Source organism: Brevundimonas sp. GW821-FHT10E09, from assembly GCF_058809375.1.
The window spans coordinates 1-17,503 of sequence record NZ_JBXASO010000008.1; the positions used below are offsets into that span (position 1 = coordinate 1).

Annotated in this window: 14 protein-coding genes, 1 tRNA gene and 1 pseudogene; 11 read left to right on the top strand and 5 right to left on the bottom strand. The window is 69.4% G+C overall.

The features are described from left to right. The first annotated feature begins 153 nt into the window (after positions 1 to 153). Genes AC1RSI_RS08820 through AC1RSI_RS08830 form a run of 3 tightly spaced genes read left to right on the top strand, consistent with a single transcriptional unit; the run spans position 154 to position 2,073 of the window. Complete coding sequence (locus AC1RSI_RS08820; protein WP_035310830.1) at positions 154 to 639, top strand: hypothetical protein; 486 nt, start codon at positions 154 to 156, stop codon at positions 637 to 639. Next, complete coding sequence (tgt, locus tag AC1RSI_RS08825; RefSeq protein ID WP_154725951.1) at positions 636 to 1,748, top strand: tRNA guanosine(34) transglycosylase Tgt; 1,113 nt, start codon at positions 636 to 638, stop codon at positions 1,746 to 1,748. Before AC1RSI_RS08820 ends, tgt begins: the two co-directional genes overlap by 4 nt. A 16-nt stretch (positions 1,749 to 1,764) precedes the next feature. After that, the gene (locus AC1RSI_RS08830; RefSeq protein ID WP_035310825.1) at positions 1,765 to 2,073 is read left to right on the top strand and encodes a hypothetical protein; all 309 of its coding nucleotides are present in this window, start codon (positions 1,765 to 1,767) and stop codon (positions 2,071 to 2,073) included. Positions 2,074 to 2,109: 36 nt separating this feature from the next. Here the strand turns inward: AC1RSI_RS08830 and AC1RSI_RS08835 are convergent, their stop codons facing one another. From AC1RSI_RS08835 to AC1RSI_RS08845, 3 genes are all read right to left on the bottom strand, one after another. Continuing rightward, a complete protein-coding gene (locus AC1RSI_RS08835) occupies positions 2,110 to 2,652 on the bottom strand; it encodes a hypothetical protein (RefSeq protein WP_154725950.1) in 543 nt (180 codons plus the stop codon). A 69-nt stretch (positions 2,653 to 2,721) separates the two neighbouring features. Then, entirely contained in the window at positions 2,722 to 3,588 is an 867-nt protein-coding gene (locus tag AC1RSI_RS08840; RefSeq protein WP_008262501.1) for an ROK family protein, read from the bottom strand. A 27-nt stretch (positions 3,589 to 3,615) separates the two neighbouring features. Beyond that, positions 3,616 to 3,692: transfer RNA gene (locus tag AC1RSI_RS08845), tRNA-Lys, on the bottom strand. 89 nt (positions 3,693 to 3,781) lie between these two features. Here AC1RSI_RS08845 and AC1RSI_RS08850 point away from each other — a divergent pair. The 7 genes from AC1RSI_RS08850 to astD all read left to right on the top strand — a co-directional run bounded on the left by AC1RSI_RS08850 (position 3,782) and on the right by astD (position 15,095). After that, the gene (locus AC1RSI_RS08850) at positions 3,782 to 4,873 is read left to right on the top strand and encodes a CaiB/BaiF CoA transferase family protein (RefSeq protein WP_154725926.1); all 1,092 of its coding nucleotides are present in this window, start codon (positions 3,782 to 3,784) and stop codon (positions 4,871 to 4,873) included. 72 nt (positions 4,874 to 4,945) lie between these two features. Further along, positions 4,946 to 5,215 carry a hypothetical protein gene (locus AC1RSI_RS08855; protein WP_008258639.1) on the top strand — a complete coding sequence of 90 codons (270 nt, stop codon included), beginning with the start codon at positions 4,946 to 4,948 and terminating at the stop codon, positions 5,213 to 5,215. An 85-nt stretch (positions 5,216 to 5,300) separates the two neighbouring features. Next, a complete protein-coding gene (locus tag AC1RSI_RS08860) occupies positions 5,301 to 7,097 on the top strand; it encodes an autotransporter assembly complex protein TamA (protein WP_154725925.1) in 1,797 nt (598 codons plus the stop codon). Further along, positions 7,094 to 11,326, top strand: a complete 4,233-nt coding sequence (locus AC1RSI_RS08865) for a translocation/assembly module TamB domain-containing protein (protein ID WP_008259775.1) — start codon at positions 7,094 to 7,096, stop codon at positions 11,324 to 11,326. Before AC1RSI_RS08860 ends, AC1RSI_RS08865 begins: the two co-directional genes overlap by 4 nt. Before the next feature lie 67 nt (positions 11,327 to 11,393). After that, a complete protein-coding gene (locus AC1RSI_RS08870; protein ID WP_008263390.1) occupies positions 11,394 to 12,647 on the top strand; it encodes a hydrolase in 1,254 nt (417 codons plus the stop codon). Further along, positions 12,648 to 13,655, top strand: coding sequence for an arginine N-succinyltransferase (locus AC1RSI_RS08875; protein ID WP_154725924.1), 1,008 nt, complete (start codon positions 12,648 to 12,650; stop codon positions 13,653 to 13,655). 21 nt (positions 13,656 to 13,676) lie between these two features. Beyond that, positions 13,677 to 15,095 carry a succinylglutamate-semialdehyde dehydrogenase gene (astD, locus tag AC1RSI_RS08880; RefSeq protein ID WP_154725923.1) on the top strand — a complete coding sequence of 473 codons (1,419 nt, stop codon included), beginning with the start codon at positions 13,677 to 13,679 and terminating at the stop codon, positions 15,093 to 15,095. Here astD and AC1RSI_RS08885 read toward each other — a convergent pair. Beyond that, positions 15,091 to 15,180, bottom strand: a pseudogene (locus tag AC1RSI_RS08885) (hypothetical protein); the annotation flags it as partial. The gene astD and the pseudogene AC1RSI_RS08885 sit on opposite strands and share 5 nt — an antisense overlap. Before the next feature lie 72 nt (positions 15,181 to 15,252). Between AC1RSI_RS08885 and astB the strand changes: the two are divergent. Further along, the gene (astB, locus tag AC1RSI_RS08890; RefSeq protein WP_154725922.1) at positions 15,253 to 16,590 is read left to right on the top strand and encodes an N-succinylarginine dihydrolase; all 1,338 of its coding nucleotides are present in this window, start codon (positions 15,253 to 15,255) and stop codon (positions 16,588 to 16,590) included. Here astB and phhA read toward each other — a convergent pair. After that, entirely contained in the window at positions 16,587 to 17,462 is an 876-nt protein-coding gene (gene phhA, locus AC1RSI_RS08895) for a phenylalanine 4-monooxygenase (protein WP_154725921.1), read from the bottom strand. The two genes, astB and phhA, sit on opposite strands and share 4 nt — an antisense overlap. Positions 17,463 to 17,503 lie beyond the last annotated feature (41 nt).

The following is a 17,503-nucleotide window of genomic DNA, read 5'->3' on the forward strand; positions in this document are numbered from 1 at the left end:
GGTAACCAAAACACAAAACTCCGGGCGAAGGCCCGGCGCCCCGCCCAGCCCTCCATGAACTTCGCAGCGAAAGCGCGAAGATGACGCCGCATGTCTGTAGCCTTCCGCCGCCCAACCCCTTAAATGCCGCCTGCTGACGAAAACGAGCCCCCCTTGTCCCTCGACGACTTCCAAAGCGACCTTCCGCAGGATCTCCAGGACGGCCTGATCGCCGTTGGCGAGGCCGCGCGCGATCTGCGCGAGCCCTGGTGGATCTTCGGCGGGGCGGCCATGGCCCTGTACGGCCTGACCGACCTGCATGTGCCCGACATCGACGTCCTGTGCGCCCCGCGCGACGCCCGCGCCCTGCTGGCGGCGTTGGACGGCCAGGTCGTGGCCGATCCGGGCGAGGGCCTGTTCCGCTCGGCCGTCTTCGGCCGAGCCCCGGATCAGCCGATCCTGGTCGAGGTCATGGCCGATCTGGAGACCCGCGACGGCGCCGAATGGCGGCCGGTGGCCTTTACGTCGCGCCGTCCGGTCTTCATCGACGACGTCCCGCTGTTCGTGCCCGACATCCGGGACCATATCGCCCTCTACCGCCTGTTCGGCCGCCCCAAGGATCTGGCGCGGGTCGAACAGCTTGAACGACTGATCGCCTGATGCCCTTCCCTTTCGAGATTTCCGCCAAAGAGGGCCGCGCCCGCACCGGCGTGCTGAAGACCGCGCGCGGCGACATCCGCACCCCGGCCTTCATGCCGGTCGGCACGGCCGCGACGGTCAAGGCCATGACGGTGGACCAGGTCAAGGCGACCGGCGCCGACATCATCCTGGGCAATACCTATCATCTGATGCTGCGCCCCGGCCCCGAGCGGATGGAGCGTCTGGGCGGGCTCCACAAATTCATGGGCTGGGACAAGCCGATCCTGACCGACAGCGGCGGCTTCCAGGTCATGTCCCTGGCCGGCATCTCGAAGGTGAAGGAAGAGGCCGTGACCTTCTCCTCCCACATCGACGGCTCCAAACACGTTCTGACGCCCGAACGCTCGATCGAGATCCAGGCCGACCGGATCGGCGCCGACATCTCGATGCAACTGGACCAGTGCGTGGCCTATCCGGCCGAAAAGGACGCCGCCCGCAAGGCCATGGAACTGTCGATCCGCTGGGGCGCCCGCTCCAAGGCCCGGTTCGGCGAGCGGGAAAACCAGGCCCTGTTCGGCATCCAGCAGGGCTCGACCTTCGAGGACCTTCGTCGCCAGTCGTCGGACCAGCTGCGCGAGATCGGCTTCGACGGCTACGCCATAGGCGGCCTCGCCGTCGGCGAAGGCCACCAGGCCATGTGCGCGGTGCTGGACTACGCCCCCGAGATGCTGCCCGCCGACCGGCCGCGCTATCTGATGGGGGTGGGCAAGCCGATCGACCTGGTCGAGGCGGTGTATCGCGGCGTCGACATGTTCGACTGCGTCCTGCCGACCCGCGCCGGCCGCCACGGCCAGGCCTGGACCTGGGACGGCCCGCTGAACCTGAAGAACGCCCGCTTCGCCGAAGACCAGGATCCGCTCGATCCCGCCATCGACGGGCCGTCGTCGCAGTATTCCAAGGCCTATCTGCACCACCTGATCCGCGCCGACGAAATCCTCGGCAAGGTCCTGCTCAGCTGGCACAATATCGCCTTCTACCAGGCCCTGACCGCCGCCATGCGCGCCGCGATCTCCGAAGGCCGGTTCGAACAGTTCCGCCGCGACTTCCATGCGCGGCATGTGTCGAACTGACCCCCGGAACCATTTGATGCGCGTCGAAAAGTCAGGCTTCCACGCCTACAACACCTATCTGGAAGAGCCGCCCCGCGACGCGGGGAACGAGACGGCCCTGCACCGCCACGTCATCATCATCGGCGGCGACAAATATTCCTTCTTCGCCCACTGGTCCGGCAAGTTCGCGCACAAGGGCGAGCGGATCTCGTTCGACTGGGACTGGGACCGGACCGGCGAGTTCCGCAACATCGACAAATCCTCCTTCGAGGCCTTCGCCAAGGACGGCGCGGTTCAGATCAGAGGCGATCGCACCGACAAACGCCGGCCTGCCGGCAGACGTTAGATCCCGTCGGTAGGCCCGGTGTGCATAGGGTTCCCCCTACCGCTTCGGCCGGAACCAGCTCGGCGCCGCCGGCGGGGCGCAGTTCCTCTGCATGCCGATGCCTTTCAGGAAGGCGCGCCGCATCCGCCCCGACTGGATGGCCGACTGGACATGGCGGCTATGCTGATCGGCGCCGCTCAGGCGGCGGATCCAGCTTCGTCCGGGAATGAAATCGGTCGTCGTCCCGCGAATGGCGTCCAGGGCCGCCTTGGCCGCCGCATCGGCCGCCTGTTCGCTGCGGTACGAGCCGTCCTGGCGCGGCGGCTCGTCCGTATCCGGCCCCAGGGCCTCGTCCAGCCGCGCCACCTCGGCGCCGATGGTCGAGCACTGATTCAGATTGCGCAGGTCATAGGGATTGGCCTCGGCCTGCAACAGCACCGTCGGAATCAGCTGACGCCGCAGGTTGAAATCGTCCAGCGGGGCGGTGACGGCGTCGCCCAGCCCCGCCCTGACCTGTTCCGCGCCGCTCATGGCCGAACGGCCGGCGTTGCAGCCGGCGAGCAGTACGGCCGCGAGGGCCAAAGGGAGGATCGGCTTCATCCGGCTCTTAGACCACGCACAGCCGTCGCGATCAAAACCCACTCGACCTTGGGCGGCGTTTATCCGCGATCAGGCGGCCAGGTCCTGCGCCATCAGCATCGCCCCATCCAGCCCGGCGTGCTCACGCTCGGCGGCCACCAGATAGCCGCCCTCGCCCATGACCACCGCCGATCCATAGCCGTTGACCCGGCGTCGCGCCGCCGCCTCGACCTCGATGATCAGGCCCGGCGTGGACATGACGCCGCCGCCGAACACGATCCGATCCGGCGCCCAGGCGAACACCAGGCCGGCGACCAGTTGCCCCAGATAATCTGCGACCACCGCCCGCACCTCATCCGCGTCTTCCAGGCGTCGCCCCGCCAGCCGCGCCTGAACCGCCGGCCCCGCCGCCAGCCCCTCGACGCAATCGGCATGGAAGGGGCAGGCGCTGGCCTGGACGTCGCCCTCAACCCGACGCACGAACAGATGACCGATCTCCGGATGCAGCGCGCCCTTCAGCGTCTGGCCGTCCACACACAGGCCGCCGCCGATTCCGGTGCCCACAGTGACATAGGCCACGGCCCGCGCCCCACGGCCCGCGCCCAGTCGGGCCTCGGCCACGGCGGCGGCGTTGACGTCGGTATCCACGGCGAAAGGGGCGCCCAGACGGTCCGCCAGAGTCCTGGACAGATTGAACCCGGTCCAGCCCGGCTTGGGCGTGGCCAGCATCAGCCCGCGCTGGGGCGAGCTCGGATCAACCACCAGAGGCCCGAAGCTGGCGACGCCCAGCCCGGCGACCGGCCGTTCGGCCGCCGCGGCGACAAGCGCCTCGACCGCCGCCTCAGGCCGCCCGGTCGCAAACCGACCCTCGTCCAGCACGACGCCCGCCGCATCGACGATGCGCCATACGATCTTGGTCCCGCCGGTCTCGACCGCGAAGAAGACGGGCTGGCTCATCGGGGGGGGCTCCGCAAAAGGGAGAAATGGTACGTCCTCTCGGGCTCGAACCGAGGACCCTCTGATTAAAAGTCAGATGCTCTAACCAACTGAGCTAAGGACGCACCGTGCGACGTTCAGGACTGGCCCGAACCGTCGAAGGGCGCCTTCTGTTGCAATCCGCTCTTCCGGTCAAGACCGGGTCTGCTACTCAATGCGTATGAAACCGCTGAACGGACTGCGCATCCTGGAGTTCGACGGCCTGGGGCCGGTGACTTTCGCCGGCCTGATGCTGGCCGACATGGGGGCCGAGGTGCTGCGTCTGACCCGCGCGGCCTCGGCGGGCGCCCCCGTTTTCGCCGAGGTGGGCGGGGCCCTGCTGCATCGCGGACGGACCGCCGTACCCGTGGACCTGAAGTCCGACAGCGACCGCGAGCGGATCCTGCGCCTGGTCGATGGCGCGGACGCCGTGATCGAAGGCTTCCGTCCGGGGGTCATGGAACGGCTGGGCTATGGTCCCGAGGTTCTGCACGCCCGCAACCCGACCCTGGTCTTCGGTCGGGTGACAGGCTGGGGCCAGACCGGGCCGCTGGCCGACGCCGTGGGGCACGACCTGAACTATATCGGCCTGTCGGGGGTGCTGCACGCCATGGGCGAGGCGGACCGCCCGCCGCCCCCGCCGCTGAACCTGGTCGGCGATTACGGCGGCGGGGCGATGATGCTGACGACAGGGGTGCTGGCGGCCCTGCTGGAGGCCAGGACCGCCGGACGGGGCCGGATCGTGGACGCCGCCATGACCGACGGCGCGGCCCTGTTGGGCGGCCTGTTCCAGGCTCTGCGCGGGCAAGGGCTATGGAGCGAGCGCCGCGGAGCCAATCTGCTGGACGGAGGCGCGCCCTTCTATCGCTGCTACGCCTGTCGGGACGGCGGCTTCGTCGCGGTCGCGGCGCTGGAGCCGCGCTTCTACGCCGCGCTGCTGGCGGGCCTTGGGATCAATCCGTCCGAAGCGCCTCAGCATGACAGGACCGGCTGGGCCGCACTGCACGACCGGCTCGCCGCCCTGTTCGCGGCGCGGGACCGGGACGACTGGGCGACGCATTTCGCCGGGACCGAGGCCTGCGTGACGCCCGTTCTCAGCCTGGCGGAGGCGCCGGATCATCCGCACAATCGCGACCGAGCGACCTTCCGGAACGGCCTGCCCGCCCCCGCGCCCCGCTTCGACGGCGCCGAACCGCCAACGCCGACCGTCCCGCCCCTGACCGCCCTGGGTGAGGCGGCCTGGAGCAAGAGGCGGGATGACCCCTGAAGTTTTCCGCGCTATGGGAACGAGGCGGCGCCGAGGGCGTTGCAACGGACGATATCCGGGGAACTATTTCTGATGAGACGCTCGATCTTCGTTCTGACCGCGACGGCGCTGGGCGCGCTGGTGCTTGCGGGCTGCGACGACTACCAATCGAGGTCGCAGGACGACTATGCCGATGCCCCTCCGGTCGAAGAACAGGCTCCCGCCGCCGAGGATTCGGCCGAGCCGGTCGTCGCCCCTGAAGTGACCGATCCGGCGCCGGCGCCCGCGCCAGCCCCCCTTCCGCCGGAAGAGCGGACGTCCGAACAGTCGGTTCAGCCGGAAAGCGAAACCCTGTTCTACTGAGGCGCGCCGCTTCGCCGCCACATCAGGATGCAAGGGCGTACCGAGACGCCGACTTGGAGTCCGCGCCCTTGACGAAAGCTAGAGTTTGACGTTCCGGCCCACCCTGTTTCTCGCTGCCCTGGCGACCTGCAGCCTTTCCGCCCAGGCCGCCTCAGCCGATCCTCGCGCCCAGATCCGCGGCGACATGGACGCCGAACTGCGCCGCATGCTGGAACGTGCGGTCGGCGAGGTGGACGGGGCCCCGGAAAGCCGTTTCGAAGCCCGCCGCCGCGCCCAGGGCGCCCAGGGCGCGGCCGAGGCCCTGCTGCGTTCCGAGGCCTATTACCAGCCCGTGCTGGAAGACGTGGTCGAGGGCGAGGATCGGCCGTCGGCCATCGTGGACGTCCAGCCTGGCCGCCGCTTCCTGCTGACCCAGCCCACGATCACCTGGACCGATCCCGCGCCCGACGCCGAAAGCGCCTCCGACGCCCTGGAGGCCATAGGCCTGAAGGCGGGAGCCCCTGGCCGGGCCGTGGACGTCATCTCCGGCGAAGGCCGGGCGGTCGCCACCCTGGTCCGCGACGGCTACGCCGACGCCAAGGCCGATCCGCGCCGCGTCGTGGTCGATCACGCCGCCTTCACGGTCGCCCCGGAATACCGCATCGACTCGGGCCGACTCGTCCTGCTGGACGGCGTGGTCATGCCCCGGACCGGTCGCACCAACCCGGCCTGGGTCGCGGGCCTGGCCCCCTGGACCGAGGGCGATCGCTATGACCCCGACCAGGTGGCCGAACTGGAACGCCGGCTGCTGGACACGGGGGTGTATGACGGGGTCGGCGTCGCCCTGGCGCCCGTCGACCAGACGAACGCCGACGGGCATCGCCCCATCATCGTCAATCTGCAGGACCGGCCGCGCCGCGTGCTGGAGGCCGGCGCCACCTGGTCCACGGCCGAGGGCGCGGGGGTCGATCTGATCTGGACCCGCTACAACCGTTTCGGCCGCGCCGACACCCTGAGGCTGGAAACCCGGCTGGCCGATATCGACAGCCGTATCGGCGCCGACCTGTCCCTGCCCCACTGGCGCAAGCCGGGCCGGACGCTGAAGCTGAGCGCCGGCGTGGTCAAGGAAGACACCGACGCCTACGACCGCACCGCCCTGGTGCTGGCCGCCGAACTGCAGCAGCGGATCGGCAAGACCTCCTACTTCAACTATGGCGTCGGGCTGGACGCCGGCCGGTACAACGAGATCCGGTACGACTACACCTCCATCCCGCCCCGTGCGGTCAGCTTCGATCGCGATCTGGCCATCATCACCGGGCGGACCAGCGCCTATATCGACAACTCCAACGACCCGCTGAATCCGACCCAGGGCTGGCGCGTGACCGCCTCGGTCCAGCCGACCGCCGTGACCGGCCAGGACACGATCCTGTTCCTGCGCGGCGAAACCCAGGCCACGGCCTATCTGCCGCTCCAGGACGGGGCGCGCACGGTTCTGGCCGGCCGTCTCCGCATCGGTTCGATCATCGGCGGCGGCGAGCTGAGCGTGCCGTCGGACCGTCTGTTCTACTCGGGCGGCGGCGGGTCGGTGCGCGGCTACTCCTATCAGAGCGTCAATCCCAAACTGCCCGACCTGACCCCCCGCGGCGGCCTGTCGCTGTTCGAGACCTCGCTGGAGGTGCGCCGTGACATAGGCCAGAGCTTCCAGGCCGTGGCCTTCGTCGATGCGGGCGCCGTCGGCTTCCAGGAGACGCCGAACCTGACCAACATGCGGTACGGCGCGGGCCTGGGCGTCCGCTACAAGCTGCCGTTCGGTCCCGTCCGCGCCGACATCGCCGTGCCGCTGGACAAGCGCGAGGGCGATTCCGCCTTCCAGATCTACATCAGCATCGGGCAGGCGTTTTGACCGAAGCCCCGCCCGAAAACACGCCGGACGCCGCACCGCCGGAAGAATCGGCCGCCGAGGTTCGCAAGAAGCGCAGCCTGCTGCAGCTGTTGGCCCTGGTCGTCGGCGGCGTGGTCGGCGGCCTGCTGGTGCTGCTGGTCATCGCCCTGATCAGCGGGCGGATGTACATCGTCTCGGACGGCGGGCGCGACCTGGTGACCGGCTTCGTCCAGGGCCAGAAGATCAGCCGCTATGGCCGGATCAACGTCTATGGGCTGAAGGGCGACCTGTTCGACGACTTCACCCTGGACCGGGTCACGGTGACGGACCGGGACGGCGTCTGGCTGGACGCCCGCAATGTCCGGGTCGACTGGTCCTACTGGCCGTTGATCACCCGTCGGTTCCACGCCACCGACATCAGCGCCGAGGTGATCCAGCTTGTTCGTCGGCCGGTTCTGGATGCTCCCAGCGGCGAACCCGGCGGCCCCCAACCGATCGACGTCGATATCGACCGCTTCTCCGCCAGGGTCGAACTGCTGGAAGGCTTCTCCAAGGAATACGGCCGCTGGAACCTGACGGGCGACATCGCCCTGCCGCGACGCGGGGCCAAGACCGCGACCGTCAACGCCGACAGCCTGAACCGTCCCGGCGACTATCTGCGGCTGGCGGCGACCTTCGGCGGCAAGCTGGAAGAGACCCGCGTCAATCTGCGCGCCAATGAAGCCCAGGGCGGGCCGCTGGCCGGATCACTGGGCTATTCGCCCGACCTGCCCTTCTCGGCCGTGGCCTTGGTGAACGCCGACATGGTCCACGCCAAGGTCCAGACCGGACAGTTCACGCCTCTGACCGTCGATGGCCGGTTCGGCGAAGACGGCTCGCGCGTCTCGGGCTTCTTCGACTTCAGCGGATCGGACCTGTTCGAACCCTTTGTTCAGCGCGTGGGCCGCACCGCCCGGTTCGGCTTCGCCATGGTTCCGGCCAAGGACAAGGCGTTCCAGGGCGTGGGCTGGAAACTGATGTCGGACAATGTCGCGTCCGAGGCCCGCGGTCTGATCCGCATGTCGGATCGCAGTTCGCCTGATGGAATCAGGCTGGATCTCCAGACCGTCTCGCTGAGCCGTCTGGTCGGGTCCGACGTCGGCGGGCCGGCCGCCTATTCGGGCCTGTTCAAGGGCGACGCCGAGACCTGGACCCTGGAAGGTCAGGCCAGCCTGCTGAACGCCAATCTGGCCAGCTATCGCGCCACCCGCCTGGCCGGTCCGCTGAACGTCCAGGTCAAGGACGGCCGGATCGATCTGGACGGGGACATCCGCGCCGTCGGCGGCTCGAACCAAGGGCTGATCGGCGGCCTGCTGGGCGCGACGCCGCGCGTGCAGATGGAGGCCGCCCGGATGAAGGACGGCGCCCTGTTGCTGGAAAAACTTGATCTTCAAGGCCAGGGGCTGACGCTGAAGGGCTCGGGCTCGCGCAATCTGCTGGGCGGCATGGGCTTCCGCGGCGATGCGCAACTGACCGACGCCTCGCGCATCCTGCCCCACGCCAAGGGCGCCTTTGGCGGTCCGGTCCGCGCCTCGTCGGCCAAGACCGGCGCGCCCTGGGTGCTGACCTTCGACGGCCGGGGCCGCAATCTGACGGTCGGAATGGACGAGCTGAACCGGTTGCTGGGCCGCACGCCCCGCCTGCAACTGACCGGCAAGCTGAATGGGAACCGGATCGAGGTGGATCGCGGCGAACTGACCGGAGCGGCGGGCCGCGCCGGGGCCAAGGGCCTGATCGAGACCGACGGCCGGCTGCGGCTGGCGCTGGACTGGAACGCGCGCGGCCCCTTCGCCGTGGGGCCGGTCGAGATCGGCGGCGACATGAACGGGCGCGGCGCCCTGACCGGCACATTGTCCCAGCCGCGTGTCGATCTGACCGCCGGATTCGACACGGTCACGGCCGGCGCCCTGACCCTGACCCAGGCCGACCTGATCCTGAGTTTCCGCAAGGGCGCGGATGCGTCGGACGGCCGGATCACCGTGACCAGCGGTTCGAACTACGGCCCGGCCCGGGCGTCCGGGAACTTCTTCCTGGGCGGGCGGCGGATCCGGCTGAGCGATCTGGACGTCAACGCCGGCGGGGTGACCGCCCAGGGGGCGATCGCCCTGTCCAACAACGTCCCCTCCAGCGCGGACCTGACCTTCACCGCCCGCACCGGCGCCTTCCTGGCGTCGGGCGAGGCCAACGGCCGCATCCGTCTGACCGAAGGCGGCGGATCCGAAAGCGCCATCCTGGACGTCAACGGCCGCAACATCCGCCTGGCCGGCCAGAGCTGGAACATCCGCACCATCGACCTGGACGGCCGCGGCACGCTGGACAACCTGCCCTTCACCCTGGCGCTGGACGTCGGCGGCGGCGTCCCCGCCCAGTTCAACGGCACAGGCGTCTATTCGCGGCGCGGGGCCGCCCAGACCCTGACCCTGCGCGGCGGCGGCCGGGTGCGCGAGGTGGCCTTCACCACCCGCAGCGCCGCCATGATCACCCTGAACGGCCAGAGCCGGACAGCCCACCTGGACCTGGGCGTCGGCAGCGGCGTGCTGCTGGCCGATCTGCGTCAGGACGCGCGCACGGCGATCATCCAGGCCGACCTGACCAGCGTGGACCTGCAGACCCTGTCGCCCAATCTCCGCGGCCGCGCCACCGGGCGGGTCGCCCTGCGCGGCGCAGGCGACGACCTGTCGGGGGCGGCCAACGTCACCCTGGCGGATGTCCGCAGCATCGACGCCCCCAGCGGGCTTTCGGTCGACGGCCGGCTGGACGCGACCCTGATCAACAACAGCCTGACGATCAAGGCGACGGCGTCCGACGAGGGCGCGGTCCAGGCGGCGGCCGATGTCGTTCTGCCGGTCGAGGCCTCGGCCGCCCCGCTGCGTCTGGCCATCGCCCGCCAGCGGCCCATGTCCGGCAATGTTTCGATCAACGGCCAGATCCAGCCGATCTGGGACCTGTTCCTGGGCGGCGACCGCAGTCTGGCGGGTCAGGTGGCGGGCCAGGCGACCCTCGGCGGCACCCTGGCCGCGCCGCGCCTGAACGGACGGTTCGACCTGACCCAGGGCTCCTATCGCGAGAAGGCGGTCGGCCTGGTCCTGGGCGACCTGACCTTGAGAACAAGCTTCGACGACACCACGGCCCTGATCGAGACCTTCACCGCCAATGACACCGCCGGCGGCACAGTCGCCGGCCAGGGCCGGATCGGGCTGCGCGAAGGCTCGGGCTCGACGGCGCAGTTGAACCTCACGCGGTTCCGGGTCATCGACAACGATATCGGCGAGGCCCGCGCTTCAGGTCCGATCACCATTGTTCGCGGTCAGGACGGCAACATCCAGCTGTCGGGCCAGATGAATATCGACGAGGCCCGGATCGAGCCGGAAGTGCCCGGCGCCACCGGCATCGTCTCGATGGACGTGGTCGAGATCAATCGTCCCGGCGGCGATCCGGTCGAGACCGAGACCCGTCAACGCGGGCCGCAGATCGGCATGGACATCGCCCTGCGCTCGACCGGCGGCAAGGTGCGGGTCAGCGGCCGCGGCCTGAACGTCGTGCTCGACGTCAACGCCCGGGTGCGCGGCACCATCGCCCAGCCGCAACTGACCGGCACGGCCAATGTGGTGCGCGGCGATTACGAGTTCGCGGGCAAGCGGTTCATCTTCAACGACACCGGCCGCGTGACCCTGTCGACCGATCCGAAGCAGATCCGCCTGAACCTGTCGGCGACGCGCGAGGATACGGCCCTGACCGCCTCCATCGCCGTGACCGGCACGGCCGACCAGCCGAAGATCGCCCTGACGTCCACCCCCGCCCTGCCCCAGGACGAAATCCTGTCGCAGGTGCTGTTCGGCCGTTCGGCCTCGCAACTGTCGCCGTTCGAGGCGGCGCAACTGGCCGCCGGGGTCGCGGCCCTGGCGGGCGGCGGCGGCTTCGACGTGATCGGGAACCTGCGCGAGCTCGCCGGGCTTGACCGTCTGTCCTTCGGCGGCCAGGCCTCGGCCGTGACGGTCGCCGGCGGTCGCTACATCACCGACAACGTCTATCTGGAAGTCATCGGCGGCGGCGAAGGCGGGGCGGCGGTCAAGGTCGAATGGCAGCCGCGCCGCAACCTGGCCATCAGTTCGCAGTTCGGCGGTCAGGGCGACACCAGCCTGTCGATCCGCTGGCGCCGCGAAAGCCGCGAAGCCGGCCAGCGCACCGACCGCCGCCCGAACCGGAACTAAGCCTCAGCCGCCCGACGTGCCCCACGCGACCTTCACCTTTGGCCCCGCGACGGCTAGGGTCCGGCCGATGCGGATTCTGACCACGGACCAGGCCGTCCTCGACCACGTCGCCGCGCGACGCGAGGCGATTATCGGCCGCACCATCGACTGGGCGAACATCAACTCCGGCAGCCGCAACGCCGCCGGTTTGAACGCTGTGCTGGACGCGCTGGAGGCCGTAGCCAGGGCCCTGCCCGGCGCCGTCGTCGAACGGATCGCCACCCAGGGCTCCACCACCGTCGCCGACGACGGCTCGGTGCGGACCGAGGCTCACGCCGACGCGCTGAAGATCACCGCCCGTCCCGAGGCGCCGATCCAGGTCGTCCTGACCGGCCACTACGACACCGTCTTCCCTGCCGACAGCCGCTTCCAGACCGTCACGACCCGCGCGGACGGCGCCCTGAACGGCCCCGGCGTCGCCGACATGAAGGGCGGGATCAGCGTGCTTCTGGCCGCGCTGGAAGCCTTCGAGACCCACCCCGATCGGCACGGCGTCGGCTGGACCGTGCTGCTGAGCCCCGACGAGGAGATCGGCTCGCCCGCCTCGGCCCCGCTGCTGGCCGAACTGGGCGCGCGCGGCCATGTCGGCCTGACCTATGAACCGGCCTTGGCGGACGGCACCCTGGCCGGTGCGCGCAAGGGCAGCGGCAACTATCATCTGATCGTGACGGGCAAGGCCGCCCATGCCGGCCGCGCCTTCGAAGAGGGCCGCAACGCCATAGCGGGAGCGGCCATGATCGCCGCCGCCCTGCACGGGCTGAACGGCCAGCACGAGGGCGTCACCGTCAATGTGGCCAAGATTTCGGGCGGCGGGGCCCTGAACGTCGTCGCCGACAACGCCGTGGTGCGGTTCAACGTGCGTGTGCCGGACAAGGCCGCCGCCGACTGGATCGACGCCTCGGTCCGCGCCATCGCCGCCACGCCGCCGTTCGAGGGTCTGACCCTGGACCTGCACGGCGGCTTCACCCGTCCGCCCAAACCGATGGACGCGGCCCAGACCGCCCTGTTCGAGGCGGTGAAGGAAGCCGGCGCCCTGCTGGGCCAGCCCATCGCCTGGAAGCCTTCGGGCGGCGTCTGCGAGGGCAATAATCTGCACGCCGCCGGCCTGCCCAACATCGACACCCTGGGCGTCCGCGGCGGCGACATACATTCGGACCAGGAGTTCGCCTGGCCCGACAGCTTCGTCGAACGCGCCCAACTCAGCGCCCTGATCCTGTGCAAGATCGCCTCGGGCGAGATCGACGCGGCCAAACTGAAATCCCTGCGGATGGAAACCCTCTGAATGCTCGTCGTCCGTCCCGCCGGCCCCGCCGATCTCGACTATCTGCTGGAGCTGGCCATCCTGTCCGGCCCCGGCTTCACCAGCCTGCCGGAAGATCCCGACGCCCTGGCGGAACGGCTGGAGCTGAGCCAGGCCAGTTTCCGGGGCGAGGTGACGCACCAGGAGGCCTGGTACACCCTGATGCTGGAAGACGGCGACACCGGCGACATCGACGGGGTCGGATCGGTCAAGGCGACCGTGGGGCTGAAGCGGCCCTTCTTCTCATTCCGCATCGTCAACAACACGGCCTCGTCGCCGTCCCTCGGGGTCAAGCTGGATCACCAGACCCTGGTGCTGGTCAATGAATGCACCGGCTGGACCGAGGTCGGGTCGCTGTTCCTCAAGGCCGATCGGAGGAAGGGCGGGGCGGGTCGCCTGCTGAGCCAGTCGCGCTACATGCTGATCGGCGCCCAGCCCGAACTGTTCGCCGAGAACGTGCTGGCCGAGTTGCGCGGCGTCTTCTCGCCCGACGGGGCCTGTCCGTTCTGGGACCATGTGGCGCACAAATTCTTCCCGATGGAGTTTGATCACGCCGACCGGATGAGCGGATCGACCGACAAACAATTCATCCTGGACCTGGCCCCGCGCCACCCGATCTATACCGAGCTGCTGCCCGAGCCGGCGCGCGCCGTGATCGGCAAGGTCCACCCCCAGGGCGTACCGGCCATGGCCTTGCTGGAAAGCGAAGGCTTCAGGCCCAACGGTCTGGTGGACATCTTCGACGCCGGTCCGACCGTGTCGTGCGGGCGCGACAATATCCGCACCGTGCGCGACGCGCGCCGCCTGACGGTCGAGATCACCGACCGGGTCGAGGCCGAACTGCCGGCCCTGATCTCGACCGACAGCATCGCCGCCTTCCGCGCCGTCCGCGCCAAGGCGGACATCGACGGCGACACGGTTCGCATCGGCGCCGAGACCGCTGCGGCCCTGAAGGTGGGCGCCGGCGCCAGCGTGCGGGTGAAATCGTGATGAGCGGACTGGAATAGAGCCATGACCATTTTCAACTCCACCGACCCCGCCACCGAAGCCGTGAACTGGGAAGGCGAGGCCGCCAGTCCGGTTCAGGTCCAGGCCGCCGTCGACGCCGCCCGCGCCGCCTTCCCCGCCTGGGCCGACGCCCCACGCGCCGACCGCATCGACGCGGTCAAACGCTATCAGGCCGTGCTGAAGGACCGCGCGCCCCAGATCGCCGAGGCCATCGCCCGCGAGACCGGCAAGCCCCTGTGGGAGACGAAGACCGAAGCCGCCGCCATGATCGGCAAGGTGGACATCTCCATTCGCGCCTATGACGAACGCACGGGCGAACGGACCAGCGACACCGCCTTCGGCCGGGCGACGCTGCGGCATCGACCACACGGCGTCGCCGCGGTTCTGGGCCCGTTCAACTTCCCCGGCCATCTGCCCAATGGCCATATCGTCCCCGCCCTGCTGGCTGGCGACACCGTCGTGTTCAAGCCGTCTGAAGAGACGCCCCTGGTCGGTCAGGTCATGGCCGAGGCCTTCGCCGCCGCCGACCTGCCGACCGGCGTGGTCAATGTCGTCCAGGGCGGACGCGAGACGGGGGCGGCCCTCCTCGACGCCGGGATCGACGCCCTGATGTTCACCGGCTCGGGCGCGGCCGGCGCCCATTTCCGGCGCAAGTTCGCCGACGATCCCCACGTCATCCTGGCGCTGGAGCTGGGCGGCAACAATCCGCTGGTCGTCTGGGACGCCGCCGACGCTCAGGCCGTCGCGGGCATCGCGGTGCAGTCCGCCTTCATCACCACCGGCCAGCGGTGTTCCTGCGCCCGTCGCCTTATCGTTCCGGAAGGGCCTCAGGGCGACGCCATCATCGAAGCCATCGCCGCCCTGTCCGACCGCCTGGTCTTTGGCCCATGGGACAGCGATCCCGAACCCTACGCTGGGCCGCTGATCTCAGCCCGCGCGGCCGAGGCGGCATTGAAAGCGCTGCAGGAACGGATCGACGCCGGAGCCAAGGTCATCCGCGCCTCGGGTCCCGTCGCCAATCTGCCCGGCGCCTTCGTCAAACCGGCCATCATCGACGTGACCGGGATCGACGTTCCCGACGAAGAGATGTTCGCCCCCTTCCTGTCGGTGACCCGCGTCCCGACCTTCGACGCTGCGATCCAGGCCGCCAACGCCACCCGCTATGGCCTGTCCGCCGGCCTGGTCAGCGACGATCCGGCCAACTGGGACCATTTCATCCGTCGCATCCGCGCGGGCGTGGTCAACTTCAACCGCCCCACCACCGGCGCCGCCGGCGACATGCCCTTCGGCGGCCTGGGCGCCAGCGGCAACCACCGCCCCAGCGCCTATTACGCCGCCGACTACTGCGCCTATCCGGTCGCCAGCTTCGAGGCGGATGCGGTCGCGAACATCGAAGGCGAGATAAAGGGGCTGCGGTCGTGAGTCCTTCTCCCCTTGCGGGAGAAGGTGGCCCGCGCAGCGGGTCGGATGAGGGGTTTCTCCCTGCCGACCGCCTGCGTGACCCCTCACCCGCTCGCGCCAGGACGACGGCTTGCGCCGTCGTGCGCGACCTCCCTCTCCCGCAAGGGGAGAGGGCCGAATGACCCCCGCCATCGAAGCCAACGCGGACGGCCTGATCGGGCCGACCCACTCCTACGCCGGCCTGTCGCCGGGCAATCTGGCCTCCAGCCTGAACAAGGGCGAGGCGTCGAACCCGCGCGCGGCGGTGCTGCAGGGGCTCGACAAGATGAAGACCCTGGCGGACCTGGGCCTGCCCCAGTTCGTCCTGCCGCCGCATGAGCGGCCGAACATTCCCTTCCTGCGCACCCTGGGCTTCACCGGATCGGACGCTCAGGTGTTGGAGCGGGCCTGGAAGGACGCGCCATCCTTCGCCGCCGCCGCCTGTTCCGCCTCGCCCATGTGGGCCGCCAACGCCGCGACCGTGACGCCCAGCGCCGACGCCGCCGACGGCCGGGTGCATTTCACCCCGGCTAACCTGGTCACCAACCTGCACCGGTCACTGGAACACCAGCAGACAAAACGGGCGCTGGACGCCCTCTTCCCCGATGGCAACCGGTTCGCCGTCCATGACGCTCTGCCCTCCGTCGCCCATCTGGCCGATGAAGGCGCCGCCAACCATGTGCGCCTGTGCGCCGAGCATGGGGCGCCGGGTGTCAATCTGCTGGTCTGGGGGCGCGAGGCCTTCACGCCCTGGGACGGCCCCTACCCCGCCCGCCAGACGCGCGAGGCGTCGCAGGCCGTCGGTCGTCGCCACGGCGCCAGCGGCGTCGTCCTGGCCCAGCAGTCAAAGGCCGCCATCGCCGGCGGCACCTTCCACAATGACGTGGTCTGCGTCGGGGCGCGGGACACCCTATTCTTCCACGACCTCGCCTTCGAGGACACGGCCGGAACCCAGGCGGCCATCCGTCGCGCGGCCGAAGGCCTGTTCGACCCGATCTTCGTCGAGGTGTCGTCCGCCGACCTGCCCCTGGCCGACGCCATCAGCAGCTACCTGTTCAACTCGATGCTGATCCAGATTCCGGGCGAGGACCGCCTGACCCTGATCTGTCCGACCGAGACCCGCGACAACCCGCGCAGCCATGCGGTGGCGCAGGCTCTGGCCGCCTCCAACGGTCCCATAGGCCAGGTGCGTTACGTCGATGTGCGCCAGTCGATGCGCAACGGCGGCGGCCCCGCCTGCCTGCGCCTGCGGGTCGTGCTGACCGAGGCCGAGCTGGCCGCGACCAACCCGGCCATGCGCCTGACGGATGCGCTGCACGCTCGGCTCAAGACATGGGGCGAGCGCTGGTACCGCGACGAATTGCGCCCCGCCGACCTCGCCGATCCGGCCCTGCTGGACGAGAGCCGGAGCGCGCTGGATGAACTGACGGCGATTCTGGATTTGGGCGGCGGCTTCTATCCGTTCCAGCGGCCCTAGGCCGCGAACCGCCCGCCCTTGGACGCATAGGCCTGAGTCCCACGCGTGAAGACCTGATCGCTGGGCAGGACGGTCTCAATCGGCAGGTCGGCCTGCCCCTTCAAGGCGTCATAGACCGGCCCGAAGTCCTTCAGCGTCTCGTCCTTCAGCGCTTCCAGGCTGTCGATGACGAAATAGACCTGCTGGAAGTCGTCGATCCGGTACAGGGTCCGCATCACCCGCTCCAGATCGAAACCCAGCCGGTTCGGCGACGGATCTTCGAGCGCAAAGACGCTTTCGGTCGCCGACGAGACGATGCCGGCGCCGTAGATGCGCAAGGCTCCGGCCTCCTGCATCAGGCCGAACTCGACCGTGTACCAGTACAGCCGCGCCAGATTTGGCAACATGCCCAGACCGGCGGCGCGCTGTCCGCCCTTGCCGTAGGCCTCCATATAGGCGGCGAAATCGGGGTCGGTCAGCATGGGCACATGGCCGAAGACATCATGAAAGATGTCGGGTTCCTGGAGGTAATCCAACTGGTCCGGTTTGCGGATGAACTGGCCCGAGACGAAGCGGCGATTGGCCAGGTGATCGAAGAAGACCTCGTCGGGCACCAGACCGGGCACGCAGACCACGGTCCAGCCGGTCAGGGCCTGGAGCTTGGGATTGATGACCTCGAAGTCGGGAATGCCGCCTGCATTCAGGTCCAGCGCCCTCAACCCGTTCAGGAAGGCGTCACAGGCCCGGCCGGGCAGGATCTTCATCTGGCGGGCGTACAGCGTATCCCAGGTCTGGTGTTCGACCTCGGTATAGGCGGCCCAGTTCTGGGGAATGGTCCAGTCGGCGGCCGCGCCCTCGGGCGGTTGTTCGAAGACGTGTTCGAAGTCGGACATGGACGCTCCTCTTTGCCCCATCCTAACGCCCGGCGGGCGCC